A 15,030-nucleotide genomic window follows, 5' to 3' on the forward strand; every position below is an offset into this window, starting at 1 on the left:
AATGTCACCGAAATGTAAGTTAACAAAGGTATTATAAAGTTACATTAAAAAAAACACCTGATAAAACAAAACACTTTTCAGGGTAGTTAATGAAAGGAAGGGGAGTATATCTTGGAAATACTAAGAACTGAAAAGCTTACAAAAACATATGGAATGGGTGATACAAAGGTCACTGCATTAGATAATTTAAATTTGAAAATAAACAAAGGAGATTTTGTTTCAATAATTGGATCAAGTGGATCAGGAAAATCAACACTACTGCATATGTTAGGGGGAGTTGATAAACCTACAAAAGGAAAAATATTTATCGATGATACTGATATTTCATCAATGGATGAAACTAAATTAGCCTTATTTCGTCGACGAAAAGTAGGATTAATATATCAGTTTTTCAACCTTATCCCTACTCTAACCGTTGAAAAGAATATATTATTACCTATGCTTTTAGATGGGAAAAAGCCTAAAAGAGAAGAATTTGATAAGATTGTAAAAATGCTTGGTTTAAATGAAAGGCTTAATCATCTACCAAATCAGCTTTCAGGTGGGCAGCAGCAAAGGGTTGCTATCGGTCGCTCATTAATTTATAGACCTTCTATTATTCTAGCAGATGAACCCACTGGAAATCTTGATAGAAAAAACTCTGAAAGTATTCTCGAAATGTTAAGAATTTCAAATAAAGAGTATAATCAGACTATTTTAATGATTACTCATGATGAAAAAATTGCATTATCAGCAGATAGAATAATTAGAATAGATGATGGTAAAATTGTATCAAATGAGGTGGTTAAGTAATGAACATCATAAACGAATATACAAATCACCATTTGAAAAAGAATAAGCGACATACAATTTCTATAATATTTGCCATTATAATTGCTTCAGCACTACTATGTTCACTATGTATATTTATACATAATATATGGGAATCAAAAGTAACTTCAACAATTGAAAAGACAGGTTATTGGCATGGTGAATTATGGGACTCTATATCAGGTGATAAATTTAAATATGTAACAGAAAACCCAGAAGTTGAAACCACGATGGTTAAAGGTACGTGGATGAATGCTAAACTTTCTGATACAAAACGTCCGTATCTATTAATGAGAGATGCAGATGCAAATTTTTGGTCGGATATGAGTTTCAAAAATACTCTTACAGAAGGTAGACTTCCTCAAAAGCCTGGAGAAATTGTTGTGGCAAAAATATTCTTCGCAGATAATCCTTCATATAAAATTGGTGATAAGTTGACCCTTCCCATAGGCAATCGTATGTTGGGTAACAAAATAATGAAAACCCAAGATCTCAAACACTCAGGCGAATCTTTCAAGACAATGTCTACTAAGATGTATACCATAGTCGGAGAAGTAGATATTTCAGAAGGATCTGCATATCCGGGATATGTTGCTATGGGATATTTGGATACTTCACAAATTAAACCAAAAGATGAACTTACAGTTTATATGCGTTTTGAGAAACCTCATAAAATTTATGAAGTATTACCGCAAATCGCTAAGACTACTGGATTAACTAAGGATGAATATGGACAGTATAAAATTCGTTATAATAAACCATTGTTAAACTTATATGGAATTAATAATAAGCATAATGAAAACCTTCAATTTATGACAGTGATTGCAATGATAATAATATTAACTTTATTAGTTATGGGAACGTTCATTCTTATTATCTATAATGCATTCTCTTTATCTGCTAACAGTAGAATTAAGCAATTAGGGATACTAAAAAGTATAGGGGCAACTCCAAGACAAATTAGGTATTCTGTTCTCTATGAAGGGTTTGTGTTGTGGATTGTTCAATTACCGGTTGGTATCATGATAGGGTATTTATTTAGTAATATGGTTGTTTTTAAAATTAATGAAATTCTTAGTGCTACAGAAGATTTTAGGAAGATAGATATTTCATTTTCATGGGTAGTAGTTGTTTTTGCGATTATTATTTCATTGATTACTGTTTTAATATCAGCGTATATCCCAGCAAGAAAAGTAGCTAAAGTATCAGCTATTGTTGGAATACGTCATAATAGTAATAAAGAAAAAATTAAAAAACAAAAATTTCACCCAATAATTAATAAAATATTTGGTATAGAAGGTGAGCTAGCAAGAGTACAATTTTTAGCTAACAAAAGAAGGTTACGAACAGCTGTATTATCTCTTTCAATGTGTTTTATCTTAACAGTAGGGTATGTTAGCATTATATCAATATTAAATTTAGCTGAGGCTAAGGATGATGACATGACTAAATATGATATGATGGTTAATCTAAATATTATTGATGAACCAAGTGATGAGATGATAAATAAAATTCTTTTACTACATGAAGTTAAGGATAGTGTAGTTAGAAGACAAGTACGTACTGCAACCTATATAACATCAGAACAGGAGTCAGAAGTTTTTGCTAAATCTGGAGGGTTTGATGAAGTAAATACAATGAAATATCCTGTATTAAATGAAAAGGGAAAACATAGAATTATAACAAATTTAGTTGGATTGAGTGATGAATCATTTAAAAAGTATTGTAAAGAAGTTGATACTAATCCACAAATATATTATCAAGATGATACAGTAAAAGGAATATTATTAGACAGCACATGTCATATACCAAAGGATTCAAAAATTAAACAAAACATACCGTTATTAAATATAAATGAAGGCGAAGAACTAGTTTTACATGAAAAAGTAGATAAGGATATTAATACAAATTATAAAGTTAATGCTCAAGTTGGAGCTGTTACAGAGATTTCTCCAGGTGAACTAAAAACTAATAAATACACTATATGTTATATAGTCCCTATGAAAACATATCAAAAAATAGTTAGTAATTTTATGCCAGATCGTATGCTTGAATACGGTCGTATGTCAATTGATTTGTTGGTGGGTGATGAGGTTAGTCCAAGTGTAAATAAAGAAATAAATCAGATCTGTAGTTATTATCTTGCATCTGATGATTTTAATGTATGGAGTCTATTGGAAGAAAAAAATCATAAAGATCTAGTTCAAAAAGCTATGGCTATTAGTGTTTTTGCTGTATCTTTAATGATTGGGTTAATTGGTATTTTTAACGCCTTTTCTACAATTTCCAATAATCTTAGATTACGAAAAAGAGAATTTGCTATGCTTAGATCAGTAGGTTTGACGCCAAAGGGATTAAATAAAATGTTGATACTAGAAGGTATATTCTTTGCGGTAACACCAATTATTATTAGTATACCAATAGTATTGTTTATTTGTTGGTATATGTTAAGATTAACGCTAATCACATGGACTGAATTTATATCTGTTTCTCCATTAGGAGTAGTTCTAATGTATACTGCCCTTATAATTGCATCTATTTTCTTATCGTATTATTTTTCTTCAACATACGTTAAGAAAAGTAATGTAGTAGAATCAATCAAAAATGAAATAGTATAAAAAGATATCATCCCCCCTAAAATTGGTATGACATTTGGAAAATTTAAAAAGCTCGGGCTCAAGCTCCTTGGTTAAGGGGTTAGGTACCACTTAACTCTTGTTTAAATATAAGAAGTTGTCCATAAAGAATAATTTAACAAAAACCCAGTAGAATTCTACTGGGTTTTGATATGTTGTACATTTACTTAGCTTTCGAGTTTTTAATTGACTAAAAAGGAATATATTATTAAGAATTAATTTAATAATTACCAATACCTTATATTACTTGTAAAAAAATAGTTGCTACAGTTAAATAAGCAATAAATGGATGATACTTAACTTCAGTAGATTAAAGTTAACATACGTTTTGGTATAAATTACAAGTTTACAATTTAATTCTGTAAATGTTATAGTTTAATGGACAGGGGGAAGGTTCATGACAAATAACTTAGAAGTAAACGATAATATCGAGAAAACTATGGATACTTCTACTTATAGATAATTTATTGTAAGTAACTAAAAAAATAAATATGTTTAGGGGGAAATATGGAAAATCAAAGTATTGAAATGAAATTAAGATTAGAAAGACAGTTTAAAAATAGTATGGGTTGGTTCTTCTGGATTGCAGGATTATCTCTTATTAATAGTATTTGTTTTTTATTTGATTTGGGTTTTAATTTTGTTATAGGATTAGGGATAACCCAGATAGTTGATCTTTTTTCTTATGAGTTTAGTTATTATTATGGAAATACTGCTTTAATTGTTGGAATTATCATTAATATAATCCTCATAGGTATCTTTATTGTGTTTGGGAAACTAGCTAATAACGGAAAGAAATGGGCTATTATCCTAGGAATGATTGTTTTAGGGTTGGATACTTTGGTGTTTATCTATATACAAGACTTTATTAGTATAGGATTTCATATATGGGTACTATATTCAATATATAAGGGTATAGGAGCACTTAAAAAATTAGAATCAATGGAATCTATTGAAGTTACTGAAAATACTGAAATGTTTGTTGAGGAGATATAAGTTGTAGATGAATTAAAAGAAAAATTACTTAACTCTAAATTATAGGTGTACTCATTTTATATTTGGGTACACGTTGAAATATTAATTATAGACCTAGACATATTTGAAATAAATTATGTCTAGGTCTTGTTTTATATTAAAGAGTAACTGAGGGCATTGCATTTCTTCAGAAAAATAGATAAAGATTTTAGTACAAAAAAATGTAAATGAATAAAGTATTTTAAGTGGGTTTAAATATTAAAAAATATAAGCTATAATGTAAATAATTTGTATGAGAAGGGAAGTAATATAAAATGTTATTGTATTTTGCAGCACCATTATTTTGTAGGGCTGAGTTAGATTTTAATATTAATCTTACCAAGAAAATTGAAAAATTAGGTTATGATGTTTTTTTACCTCAAAGAGATGGAGATAAAATAAATAAGGAACCTTATATTAGTATGGCTACTGAGGATAGAGCAAGGGAGATTTTTGAAATGGATAAGGAACACTTGTTTAAGTCAGATATTTTTCTTTATATTTTAGATGGTAGAATACCTGATGAAGGTGCAGCTGTTGCACTGGGAATGGCACATTTGCACACGGAATTAGAAAAAAAGAAAAGAATACTTGTTGGTTTACATACAGATAAAAGAGCAGCTTTCGTTAATGAAAAGTTGAATCCTATGATTTTTTCACCTCTTGATTATATTGCTACAAGTGAAGAAGATCTTATTAATTATTTGAAGATGAATATGAAATAGGTGAATGTTGGAGGGGATTGAATGAATTTAGAGATAAAAATAGGATGTATAAAGTTATGGTAATTATCTACTTTTTACTATTATCTATACAAGCAACATTAAAGAATTTAGGGTTAATTACTATGAATGTAAGTAATATCATATTTACTATGATTACAATAGCTTTTCTAGTAATAAGATTTGATTTAATAAAGAAACTAAAGATTAGGTCAAAAAAAGAAATTGAGTAATGACTTGATTAACCACTTTCTAAACATTCGATGAAAGCATCTTATGCAAGATTAATAATTAAAGCATTTGGTGGATGAGGAACAGATATTAAAGAGGTGTGATAAATTGGATTTTGAAGAGAATTTTGAAATTGCAGAGAAGTACTATATTAAAGGTGAATATGAGAAAGCTATTAGATACTTTGAAATATGTTTTGAAATAAAAGAGTCATATGATTGCTTAAATTATATTGGTTGTTGTTATTTAGGATTAAGTGACTATAAAACTGCAATTAGGATTTTTAATTCCATAATATCATCTTGTCCTTATTCTGAAAGGCCAGTATTTAATTTAGGAAGAGTTTACTTGAAATTGGGTGATCTTGACAAGGCATTAAGTAGTTTTGAAAAAGCAATTTATATTAATCCTTTTAGTGAAGATGGATATTATTACTTAGGATTGTATTATCAAAGAGTTAGTAATTTTGAGAAAGCAAAAATGTATTATAAGAAATCATTAGATTTAGACCAATATCAGCCAGAGACTTACTTAAACCTTGGAATATGCTGCTACGAACTAGGTTTATATGAAGAATCATTAAATGCACTTACATGTGCATATAAATATGACAGCGATTATGTTGAAGCTATAGCATATAAAGCCGAGGTATATATCAGTATGAAAGATTATGAAAAAGCACTTAAAGAATTTCTAGTTTTTAATGATTTCGAGCCAGATGATATTGATAATATCTTAGATATTGCATATTGCTACTATAAAATTGGTGATTTTCAGAATTCCTATGTTTGGAATAATAAAGCTTTGGCTATCAATCCTAAAAATGAATTCTCAAACAAGTTATCAAAACAATTAACTTTAAAACTATAACAGAATACGATTTAAGGATGGGAATCTAATGCATTATCATTCAATTTCTTATGCTGCAAGAGGACATGTATTCTTGGGTCATGATCCCAATTTGTAATTTGTAACTATATTCAGATAATTTGGAGAGGATAATATGAGTGTAATATTAGGGTTGATTATTTCTAAAAATTATGATTTGACTTCTTTAGAAAGTCTAAAAGAAAAGTTTGATTTAGGATTATATGAAATCTGTAATAAGTATGTTAATAATCAACTTTTAGATGATGAAATTATTGTTCAAGCAACTAAAACAGGATGTGATAGTGATACCGGTATAGGGGCATACGATATATACAACAAAGATCTATCTACTATATTTAAAACTATCAATGACCCATTATTAGTTCAATCAATTGTGGATGAATTTGAAGAGAGGAAACAAGGGTATAAGGATGATGTTTTAAGATGGATTGAAATAATAAACCTATTAAAAGGTAAGTATAAAATCAATAAGGTAGGATTATTTTGGCACAATATTCATAATGGATTTGCTAAAGATAAAATTATTTTCACTAATAGAGTTGATTGTCAAATAAAGGATATATCTATTGACTTTATGATGAAAATAGAAGAGGATTTAATTGTTTTTTTTTAATGAAACATTTGATAAAGTATAAATGTCTCATAAAGTATTTTTTATTTAAATTATGATTCAACATACTAATACTAACCCAGTAGTTATTCTACTGGGTTTATAATATATACCTAAGTAAGTTAATCTATTAAGAATACTGACAATTCATATTGTGGTTGAATTTCAACTAAATTACTTTTTGTGGTTTAAGTCTTATATTACTTTAAAAAAAATAGTTGCTACAGTTAAATAAGCAGTAAATGAGATTATTGTTATTGCTGTAGTTAAAAGAATTTTGGTAAAAAGAGAATATTCTTTTCTAAAAATATTAAAATTGAAAACACTGGCTGTTACACCGATAGCACCTCCTAAAGCACCACCAATGATAATAAGTATTAGTGGAAATCCACCAATTAGATATTCGTACCATAGTAATTTTTTTGCCAAAAGAATTTCATTGTTTCCGAAAAATATTCTAGGAACAGGATCAAGTGGATTTAATTTCATAAATATTTTTCTGATTGTACCATCACTCATAGTAATTGAGTAAGGCTTTCCTTTTTCTTTTAGTCTTTTCATTTGAATGTTATTAACAAATATTTTGGGTTTGCTCCAAATCGAAGTTTTAACAACTATTTCTGGGCTATTTTTTTCTGGTAGTCTAAAATTAAAAATCATTTATAGAACTCCTTTGCTTTAAATTAAATGTTTTCTAATACAATATTAATACTAGTGGCATTGATAAAAGAGTTGCTTACTAAAAAGTGATTTTATTATATAATTACTCTAATATTATAACATGAATTTTTAATTAGTTAGCAACCAATAAATGGAGGATACCTAACTTCAGTAGATTAGAGTTAACATACGTTTTGGTAAGAATTTCAAGTTTACAATTTAATTCTGTAAATGTTATAGTTTAATGGATAGGGGAGGAATATGGAAAATCAAAGCATCGAAATGAAATTGAGATTAGAAAGACAGTTTAAAAATAGTATGGGTTGGTTCTTCTGGGTTGACGCGTTCTGACGCTATATATTGCAGATTAAAGATTTTTGACAATTCATATTGTGGTTGAAGTTCAACTAAATTACTTTTTGTGGAATAACCATAATGTATAAAAGTTTAGGAGGAATACTATGGGTGCTTGGGGAACAGGAATTTTTGAGGATGATACTACTTGCGACGTAAGAGATGATTTTATTGATTATCTGGAAGAAGGACTATCTGCTGAAGAAGCAACTCAAATAATAATTAATGAATATTCAGAAGAATTTGATGTAGAAGATGACCTAGAAGGAATGTCTTTGGTCTATATTGGTTTGGCAGCAATACAAATAGAGAAGGGTTGTCTTCGAGAAGATATACGTTACAAGGCTATTAATTTAATTGAACGTGGTGCAGACCTTGCATTATGGGAAGAATCTGATAAAGAAAGCTATGAAGAGCGGAAAAAAGTGTTAGATGAATTAAAAGAAAAATTACATAACTCTAAATTATAGGTGTACTCATTTTATATTTGGGTACACCTATTTATTTGATAAATAACTTCCAAGCATGGGGTATAAACTTATGTTGAAAAATCATGATGAATCAGCTTCTCAAAGTACAGGAAGAGAAGTTAAGTTGCAAACTTAAACTCGATACAATATGGCAATATTTACATTTACATAATTATTAAAAATAATGATATAATACTATATAAAATCAAAAGAAGAAATATTGATATATTAAGGGAGAGGTTGGGAATGTTTAATAAAAAATTTGTACCGATTCTGCTAAGTGTTCTAATTATAGTTTCTAGTTTTGGTAATTCTATAACTAATGCTGTTGGTATAAATGGGTGGAACCAAAGTGGACAAACCTGGGAATACTATAAGAACGGGGTAATGCTAAAAAATGCATGGGTACAAGATTCAAAAGAGCAATGGTATTACTTAGATGAAAATGGGTCAATGAAAACAAATAGATGGCTTCAAGATTCAATAAGTAATTGGTATTATTTGGACTCAAATGGGGCAATGAAAACAAATGGATGGTTACAAGATTCAACAGAGCAATGGTTTTACTTTGACTCAGATGGTGTAATGAAAAGTAGCGCATGGATACAAAGTTCATCAAAGCAATGGTATTACCTAGGTTCAAATGGAGCAATGATAACAAATGGATGGGCGAAAGATTCAGCAAATCATTGGTATTACTTGGGTGTATACGGAACTATTGAAAAAGGTTGGGTTCAAACTGGTGGTAAGTGGTATTATTTGAATTCTGATGGAATAATGATATCAAATAAGTGGATTACTTCCAATAAAAAATCATATTACCTAAATATTAATGGTGATATGGCAGTTAGTACAGTCACTCCAGATGGTTATAAAGTAGGTTCTGATGGAGCTTGGGATGGTAAACCAGCAAGTATAGTTAATAATATTGTAACATTTAAGGATACAATTCTAGAAAAAAAAGTAAGAGATATTATAGATAAACCAACGGGAACTATATATAAAAGTGATGTTGATAAAATAACTGAATTTAATGGTATGAATACAGGTATTATAGATTTATCTGGAATTGAGAATTTCACAAGTTTGGAAAGTCTTGATCTACATGAAAATCTTCTTAGTGATATAAGTGCATTATCAGGATTAACCAATTTAACATCTATTGATTTGAGTTATACTAGAGTTAGTGATATAACCCCCTTAGAGAACTTAACTAATTTAGAATATCTTGATATAACTCATACTTCAATTACAGATATTAAAGCATTAAGTGATTTAACTAATTTAACAGAACTTTTTTTACAGTATAATAAAATAAATGATATAACTGCATTAGAGGAATTGACTAATTTAAAAACTCTACTTTTAAGTGGCAACCAAATTAGTGATATAACTGCATTAAGAGAATTAATAAATTTAAAATGTCTTTATATATCTAATAATAGCATTAGTGATATAAGCTCATTAGCTGGATTAACTAATTTAACTCGTCTATATATAACAAGTAATCCGATTAGTGATATAACAACATTAAAGATGTTAACTAATCTGACTACGATCCATTTAGAAAATATAAAAATTAGTGAGAATGATATACAAGAACTGAGAAATGCTTTACCAAACTGTTATTTAAGATTAGAGTAATGATAATTATTTGTATAGAAATAAAATTAGTGATATAACACCATTGAAGGAATTAACTAATTTGAGAACACTTAATTTACAAGGAAACGGTATTAGTGATGATGATATAAAAGAGTTAGACCATGCATTACCTAAATGTACTGTAAATTCTAATCTATCATAGTATAAGATAGATTAAGAAAGAGTTTGGATAGATAAACACAGATGAGATTATAAAAACTTATCTGTGTTTATTTAATATAATAATGATAAGTGAGGTAAAGTTATGCAAGAAATGAATTTAGAATTACCAAAACAATTAAAAGAGTATGAAAATACAATAAAGAAATCAATTAAACCTTTTATTAGAGTAACAAGTAAGAAAACAAAGACAACCCTATGGGAAAGTAAAATTGGTGGATATCCATATTTTCCTCGTAGCAATGAAAATTATCCCAAAGATAAGAATGGGAAACCAATGAGAATATTGGCGCAAATAAATTTTTCTGAACTTCCACATATTGGATTATTCCCATCAGAAGGTATTTTGCAATTTTATATTTCTGCAGAAGATGACGTGTATGGAATGAATTTTGATGATGGAAGGTGTCAAGATAATTTCAGAGTTATATATCATAAAGAAATAATTCAGAATAAAGATGAGCTCGTTGAAGATTTTTCTTTTTTAGACAATCTTGATGATAAATATTTTCCAGTATCTGAAGAAGGAAGAATGATATTTAGCAAAGATAGTGAACCTGTTTCCATAGAAGATTATCAATTTGAAAATTATATAGGAACGTCTGCATACTCATTTTTTGATGAATTTGATCAAGAAGCAGAAGACTTTTATTATGAAAATTTCTTAGGTGATGGACATAAGATTGGTGGTTATGCATACTTTACACAATGTGATCCAAGAGAAAGTGAGCTTAGTGATTATGAAATATTATTATTACAATTAGATTCAGATGATAACTTAAATATGATGTGGGGAGATTGTGGAGTTGCTAATTTCTTTATTAAGAGAGAGGATTTATTAAACTTGAATTTTAATAATGTATTGTATAACTGGGATTGTTCTTAATTTAAATCATAATGTTAAGGGTCAATTTGCTTATAGATTTGAATATGATTTTTTGTAGAAAGGAAGAATGAGTGCTATGAAATTAAGTTACAAAAGAACAGCCAGTATTGGAGAAAGAATGATTTCATTTCTTATAGATCATATAATAATAACTGTTTTGTTTATGGTGATAGTATTCAATGCAATAATAAGTTCAACTAATGAAAGCGATATAATTTCTATGATTACATTATTAATATTATTATTTAGTCCAATTATATATGGCATGAAAGACTTTCTAGATGGTAGAAGTATCGGTAAAAGAGTATTTAGTATAGGAGTAAGAAGTGTTGATAATCCAAAAAAAGTTCCTCAAAAATGGAGGTTACTTGTAAGAAATCTTACCATTATTATATGGCCTATAGAATTTTTAGTCATTGCCTTTAGTTCTCAGGGGTTAAGACTAGGAGATATGTTAGCTAAAACAATAGTTGTTAAACTTGAAAAAACTGAGGAAGAGAATGTGGAAGCTTTGGAGAATTATTTGAATAAATATGAGAAGAACCCTCCATTATCGAAAACGAAAATTATGAAAAAAATAGCCATTGCATTTAGTATTTTTATATTATTAATAATATTATTAGTAGGTGGCATTGGGAGTATCATGAAGAATAATAGAGCATATGATATTGCAATTACTCAGATTGAAAGTAGTTCTGAATTAAAATCTGAAATAGGAGAAATAAAAGGGTATGGATTTATGCCAACAGGTTCAATTTCCATAACTAATGGTTATGGTGAAGCTGTTTATAAAATTAAAGTAAAAGGTGAGAAAAGAAGCCAAAGAGTATTTGTAAGGCTTTTTAAAGAACCTAATGCAGATTGGAAGATAGATGTATTTGAATTACTTGATTAACTTAAATTAGAAAAATTTGTTACTTTTAAGCTAATGACAAAGAAGTTTAAATCTTGATGTAGATTATTTATCAGAAATTCAACTAGAGGTTGGAGAGGAGATAATAATGAACGAGCTTATTAGAGGTTTACATGTTTCAGCTAGAAAGTACTGTATTGATATACTTGATAAATATCTCAATATTTAATCCAGAATTCATTCTATGTGAGGGTTATTGGTTTTCAACGGAAAAAGATTGGCTAATTTATGTGTCACACGAAAACACTATCACTATAGGTGGTGAATGGCTTATAAATGAAATTAAGGCATGTGGTTAGAATGGGAATATAGTGTTTGTAAGTCTTTTTTTGAAAGGTAATGTATGATGGATTTTCTTTTATAAGGCTTAGTAGGCATACAGAATAACGATTTTCTAAAGGAGGTTTTCGTATGGGAAAGTTTAAATTTGGAACTATAAAAAAGGATAATGAGGATATAAAATATGAATACAATGATATTTGGTGTTTAGAGGAATATCCAAATTTTAAAAGGATAGTTATAGCTCCTAAGGAAAATCAAATTGATTTGATGTTAGAAATAGCTAAAAGCTTTGAATCTCCTTTAGCAATTCTATATGTACTTGTAGTTTCAAGAATGGATACAAATACCTTAGGAAGATATCAGTGTCCATTTCCTCTAGAATATAAAGACGTAGATAAATTATGCAATAGTTTTAGAGAATTTTTCGAAACTGATGGTCGTCATCATTTGTGGATATGTTCAGCAAATAGCAAAGGAATAAAACAAATCTTAGTATATGATAATCATAATGTAATTTATGTTTATGATGATATTAATAAGATAAAAGAATTATTAAAGAGAAAGGGTTTTAAGGAAGAGGAAGTAAGATTTCCAGTACCGCATACACATATGTATAATTCTGAAAACGATATATTTGAGAAAGAGATATTGGAATATTGGGAGTGGATTCATTTTCCTTTAGAAGAAGATGATTAAGGAGGAGTAATAGTTTATGATAAAAGTATTAGATAAAATTGAATATAATATTACTAATTCTAATTCGATAATTTCATTTACTACTGAAGGGGGCGGAGATTGGAAGATCTGGGACAGATATTTAACTATTGATGAACAAAAAGCATATCATATAGGAAATGTTTGTGGGACTTGTAATTTTTTCTTCAAAAGATTAGATGGAGCTAATAAACATATTTCACCGCGTAATGTTTCAAACAAATTGAAAGAAGGCTTAACTTCAATTAAACCTAATTTCTTAAAGAGCGTATCAGAAATTATACCAAATGGAAAATACCTTGTAACAATCACAGAAGCGAGTCCAAAATGATTACACTTGGAAGTGAAAATGATTATTTTGCAATGATTAGAAGAAGAATCATACCACGATAATGGTAAAATTCCATCTCATAATATTTGTGATATAAAAAAACAACTAATGAGAATTAATGTTAAGATAGCGAAGAGGAATATTTAGTTATTTGAGTATTATTGAACAAAGGAAGAGGGAGGCGTATGAGTATCAACGTATTATCAAAAATAATACAGAACCGATGTTGGAAAAGTTAAAACCTTATTTAATAAAAATTAGAAATTATCTTATAAATCTTAGACTTGTCATGATAAATAATGTGATTAAAAGTTTTATAAATATGAGAATATAAAAAATAAAACTTAGGAGGAAAAGCATGGGAAAAAATAAAAAATCAAAAATTGCTGTTCGATTATTTGCTATTCTATATTTAATAATTGGGATAGGTGATTTAATAGGTGGTTCAGCCCAAGACAGTAGATTTTATAACTTTGATAATATATTTATTAGGATTATTGGGGTAATCTTAATAGTATCTAGCATTGGGATCTTCTCTAAAAAAGAAATTGCGAGAAAAGGAATTATTTTCGCTCTTAGCCTTTCGATTATTGAAATCTTTATTGGTGCTCCCCAAGATATGAATACATTTGAATTAATAATAGGAGTTATTATAATGCTAATACTCTATGTACCAGGATTAATGTATTTCATGAAAATTGGTAATTCTAAAAGTAATAATGAAGATAGATTATATACTTTAGAAGAGGAGAATAGTAGTGAAGTGAAAGATACTACAGAAGATAAACTAGGTATAAAATACTTTAAGTTGTCATTCTTAGGAGCAATAGGTTTATTTCTTTTGTATAACATTTTGATAGTAAATATAGTTTCTATACCTTTTGTTATCATATCAGATATTTTTGCTTCATTAGATTATGAAGTGCTGGAAACAAGCCTAATTATGATTGGAGACACGGTAGGTCATATAATTATGGTTGTTTTAATACTATGGAGAATCAGAAAGAAAAAACAGGAGAGTTTTAAACTAAGTTTTGTTGGAGAGCTTAATAAAAAAGTTGTATTAGCAATTAGCTGCTTAATGATTGGTTACTTTTTATGGTTTCAAAGTTCAATTGGTATTTTAACAAACAAAATTCCTTTGCCGGAATTTATTTTGGAATTAGTGGAGGGTTTTTTGCTAAATCCATATTTAGTATTATTCAGCACTACAATAATTGCACCTATATTTGAAGAAATAATTATGAGAGGGATAATTTTAGAAGGATTCTTAAATAAGTACAAGCATAGAACTGCAATCATACTTTCAGCTTTACTATTTGGTTTATTTCATTTAAATATTCCTCAATTTGTAAATGCTTTTATTATGGGAATAATTTTTGGAATAATATATTACAAAACTAGGTCGTTAATCCTGTGTATAGTAGCTCATATGGTGAATAATACATTTGCAATTATTATAGCTGGAATAGGATTTTCACCTAGCATACTAAGTTTTACTATAGGAGCTATAATTTTTATTCTAGCTGGAAAATATATAATGAATTATATCAGATTTTTGGATTATAGTAAGAATTCTGCTCAATGTGAGAAATGCGCGGTACCATAGTGGGCAAAACTTGATTGGACCACTTGCTTTTAGCAAGGCGCACCAAAGTTTCGCCAAGTAACCCTGGGTAGAA

General features: G+C 28.4%; 17 protein-coding genes. 16 read left to right on the plus strand and 1 reads right to left on the minus strand.

The genetic code is table 11. The features are described 5' to 3' along the window. The first annotated feature begins 111 nt into the window (after positions 1–111). From ACQ3F0_RS22975 to ACQ3F0_RS23005, 7 genes are all read left to right on the plus strand, one after another. The gene (locus ACQ3F0_RS22975) at positions 112–792 is read left to right on the plus strand and encodes an ABC transporter ATP-binding protein (protein WP_428868120.1); all 681 of its coding nucleotides are present in this window, start codon (positions 112–114) and stop codon (positions 790–792) included. After that, the gene (locus tag ACQ3F0_RS22980; protein WP_428868121.1) at positions 792–3,428 is read left to right on the plus strand and encodes an ABC transporter permease; all 2,637 of its coding nucleotides are present in this window, start codon (positions 792–794) and stop codon (positions 3,426–3,428) included. Before ACQ3F0_RS22975 ends, ACQ3F0_RS22980 begins: the two co-directional genes overlap by 1 nt. A 525-nt stretch (positions 3,429–3,953) precedes the next feature. Beyond that, a complete protein-coding gene (locus ACQ3F0_RS22985) occupies positions 3,954–4,442 on the plus strand; it encodes a hypothetical protein (protein WP_428868122.1) in 489 nt (162 codons plus the stop codon). 293 nt (positions 4,443–4,735) lie between these two features. Continuing rightward, positions 4,736–5,185, plus strand: a complete 450-nt coding sequence (locus ACQ3F0_RS22990) for a nucleoside 2-deoxyribosyltransferase (protein WP_428868123.1) — start codon at positions 4,736–4,738, stop codon at positions 5,183–5,185. Positions 5,186–5,202: 17 nt separating this feature from the next. Continuing rightward, positions 5,203–5,415, plus strand: a complete 213-nt coding sequence (locus ACQ3F0_RS22995) for a hypothetical protein (protein ID WP_428868125.1) — start codon at positions 5,203–5,205, stop codon at positions 5,413–5,415. Between the two features lie 106 nt (positions 5,416–5,521). Further along, the gene (locus ACQ3F0_RS23000) at positions 5,522–6,283 is read left to right on the plus strand and encodes a tetratricopeptide repeat protein (protein ID WP_428868126.1); all 762 of its coding nucleotides are present in this window, start codon (positions 5,522–5,524) and stop codon (positions 6,281–6,283) included. 133 nt (positions 6,284–6,416) lie between these two features. After that, on the plus strand, positions 6,417–6,917 hold the full coding sequence (locus tag ACQ3F0_RS23005) for a hypothetical protein (RefSeq protein WP_428868128.1): 501 nt from the start codon (positions 6,417–6,419) through the stop codon (positions 6,915–6,917). 192 nt (positions 6,918–7,109) lie between these two features. Here the strand turns inward: ACQ3F0_RS23005 and ACQ3F0_RS23010 are convergent, their stop codons facing one another. Beyond that, complete coding sequence (locus ACQ3F0_RS23010; protein WP_428868130.1) at positions 7,110–7,574, minus strand: hypothetical protein; 465 nt, start codon at positions 7,572–7,574, stop codon at positions 7,110–7,112. A gap of 461 nt (positions 7,575–8,035) precedes the next feature. Between ACQ3F0_RS23010 and ACQ3F0_RS23015 the strand changes: the two genes are divergently transcribed. The 9 genes from ACQ3F0_RS23015 (at position 8,036) to ACQ3F0_RS23055 (ending at position 14,957) form a co-directional block, all read left to right on the plus strand. Next, positions 8,036–8,398, plus strand: coding sequence for a DUF4259 domain-containing protein (locus ACQ3F0_RS23015; protein WP_428868131.1), 363 nt, complete (start codon positions 8,036–8,038; stop codon positions 8,396–8,398). 246 nt (positions 8,399–8,644) lie between these two features. Continuing rightward, the gene (locus ACQ3F0_RS23020) at positions 8,645–10,042 is read left to right on the plus strand and encodes a leucine-rich repeat domain-containing protein (protein WP_428868132.1); all 1,398 of its coding nucleotides are present in this window, start codon (positions 8,645–8,647) and stop codon (positions 10,040–10,042) included. Positions 10,043–10,052: 10 nt separating this feature from the next. After that, on the plus strand, positions 10,053–10,205 hold the full coding sequence (locus ACQ3F0_RS23025) for a leucine-rich repeat domain-containing protein (RefSeq protein ID WP_428868134.1): 153 nt from the start codon (positions 10,053–10,055) through the stop codon (positions 10,203–10,205). A 102-nt stretch (positions 10,206–10,307) separates the two neighbouring features. Then, complete coding sequence (locus tag ACQ3F0_RS23030; protein WP_428868135.1) at positions 10,308–11,108, plus strand: YwqG family protein; 801 nt, start codon at positions 10,308–10,310, stop codon at positions 11,106–11,108. A gap of 76 nt (positions 11,109–11,184) precedes the next feature. Beyond that, positions 11,185–12,003: an RDD family protein gene (locus tag ACQ3F0_RS23035; protein WP_428868137.1), complete on the plus strand. Its 819-nt coding sequence runs from the start codon at positions 11,185–11,187 to the stop codon at positions 12,001–12,003. Positions 12,004–12,134: 131 nt separating this feature from the next. Next, on the plus strand, positions 12,135–12,320 hold the full coding sequence (locus ACQ3F0_RS23040) for a hypothetical protein (protein WP_428868139.1): 186 nt from the start codon (positions 12,135–12,137) through the stop codon (positions 12,318–12,320). Positions 12,321–12,432: 112 nt separating this feature from the next. After that, positions 12,433–12,999: a hypothetical protein gene (locus ACQ3F0_RS23045; RefSeq protein ID WP_428868141.1), complete on the plus strand. Its 567-nt coding sequence runs from the start codon at positions 12,433–12,435 to the stop codon at positions 12,997–12,999. 16 nt (positions 13,000–13,015) lie between these two features. Then, the gene (locus tag ACQ3F0_RS23050) at positions 13,016–13,348 is read left to right on the plus strand and encodes a hypothetical protein (RefSeq protein WP_428868142.1); all 333 of its coding nucleotides are present in this window, start codon (positions 13,016–13,018) and stop codon (positions 13,346–13,348) included. A 358-nt stretch (positions 13,349–13,706) separates the two neighbouring features. Further along, positions 13,707–14,957, plus strand: coding sequence for a CPBP family intramembrane glutamic endopeptidase (locus ACQ3F0_RS23055; protein WP_428868144.1), 1,251 nt, complete (start codon positions 13,707–13,709; stop codon positions 14,955–14,957). Positions 14,958–15,030: the final 73 nt, after the last annotated feature.

Origin of the sequence: Clostridium sediminicola (genome assembly GCF_050402865.1) — a bacterium.
In the GTDB taxonomy this organism is placed as follows: Bacteria; Bacillota; Clostridia; order Clostridiales; family Clostridiaceae; genus Clostridium_AF; species Clostridium_AF sediminicola.

Coding starts and splice junctions, on each gene's coding strand:
- ACQ3F0_RS23010 (WP_428868130.1), bottom strand. CDS start 7,574: ATGATTTTTAATTTTAGACTACCAGAAAAAAATAGCCCAGAAATAGTT.
- ACQ3F0_RS22985 (WP_428868122.1), top strand. CDS start 3,954: ATGGAAAATCAAAGTATTGAAATGAAATTAAGATTAGAAAGACAGTTT.
- ACQ3F0_RS23015 (WP_428868131.1), top strand. CDS start 8,036: ATGGGTGCTTGGGGAACAGGAATTTTTGAGGATGATACTACTTGCGAC.
- ACQ3F0_RS23055 (WP_428868144.1), top strand. CDS start 13,707: ATGGGAAAAAATAAAAAATCAAAAATTGCTGTTCGATTATTTGCTATT.
- ACQ3F0_RS23050 (WP_428868142.1), top strand. CDS start 13,016: ATGATAAAAGTATTAGATAAAATTGAATATAATATTACTAATTCTAAT.
- ACQ3F0_RS23045 (WP_428868141.1), top strand. CDS start 12,433: ATGGGAAAGTTTAAATTTGGAACTATAAAAAAGGATAATGAGGATATA.
- ACQ3F0_RS23035 (WP_428868137.1), top strand. CDS start 11,185: ATGAAATTAAGTTACAAAAGAACAGCCAGTATTGGAGAAAGAATGATT.
- ACQ3F0_RS23040 (WP_428868139.1), top strand. CDS start 12,135: ATGTTTCAGCTAGAAAGTACTGTATTGATATACTTGATAAATATCTCA.
- ACQ3F0_RS23020 (WP_428868132.1), top strand. CDS start 8,645: ATGTTTAATAAAAAATTTGTACCGATTCTGCTAAGTGTTCTAATTATA.
- ACQ3F0_RS22980 (WP_428868121.1), top strand. CDS start 792: ATGAACATCATAAACGAATATACAAATCACCATTTGAAAAAGAATAAG.
- ACQ3F0_RS23030 (WP_428868135.1), top strand. CDS start 10,308: ATGCAAGAAATGAATTTAGAATTACCAAAACAATTAAAAGAGTATGAA.
- ACQ3F0_RS23005 (WP_428868128.1), top strand. CDS start 6,417: ATGAGTGTAATATTAGGGTTGATTATTTCTAAAAATTATGATTTGACT.
- ACQ3F0_RS22990 (WP_428868123.1), top strand. CDS start 4,736: ATGTTATTGTATTTTGCAGCACCATTATTTTGTAGGGCTGAGTTAGAT.